This is a genomic window from Limimaricola sp. G21655-S1, from assembly GCF_027213785.1.
In the GTDB taxonomy this organism is placed as follows: domain Bacteria; phylum Pseudomonadota; class Alphaproteobacteria; order Rhodobacterales; family Rhodobacteraceae; genus Limimaricola.
In genome coordinates this window covers 1-639 of sequence record NZ_JAPWGO010000078.1, presented here as the reverse complement: position 1 = coordinate 639, position 639 = coordinate 1, and the positions used below count along the sequence as shown (strand labels likewise).

Annotated in this window: 1 protein-coding gene; it reads right to left on the bottom strand. The window is 66.8% G+C overall.

The features are described 5' to 3' along the window. Positions 1–639: FAD-dependent oxidoreductase (locus O4G76_RS22195; protein ID WP_269398892.1), on the bottom strand; the 639-nt coding region annotated here is incomplete at both ends.

The following is a 639-nucleotide window of genomic DNA, read 5'->3' as shown; positions in this document are numbered from 1 at the left end:
GAAAGCCTCGGTCAGGGCGTCGGACACCTCGGGCTCTGCGCCGGGCAGCAGGCGGGAGCGTGCCACGAGGGTTACCTGGACCCCCATCCGCGCCATCATCTGCGCCAGCTCCGCGCCGATATAGCCAGCCCCGACGAAGATCAGACTCTCGGGCAGGGTCTCCAGCTCCAGAAGCGATTGGCTGTCGAGCGGATCGACATCCTCGATCCCGCGGATCGCCGGGACGAGCGACCGGCTGCCCGTAGCAATCAGCGTTCTGAGCGCGGTAATCGTGCGATTTCCGATCTGAACACCGCCCTCGACCAACGTCGCGGGGCCTTCCTCGATGTAATCGACCCCCTCATAGTTGGGCAGCAGGTCGGCGTATTTCTTCTGGCGCAAAGTCGCCACAAGGTCGTCCTTGCCGGCGACGAGCCGGGACCAGTCATCGACCTGCGCAGCACCTGACAGGCCGGGAAATCGCACAGCCGCGCTCGCGCCGTGTAGCGCCTCGGCCGCACGGATCATGGCCTTCGACGGCACACAGCCAAAGTTGACGCAAGTCCCTCCGATCATCCCGTGCCCCACGAGCGCGACGCGCTTGCCAGCCTCGGCGGCGGTGATCGAGGCGGAGAACCCGGCGGAACCGGCGCCCACGAC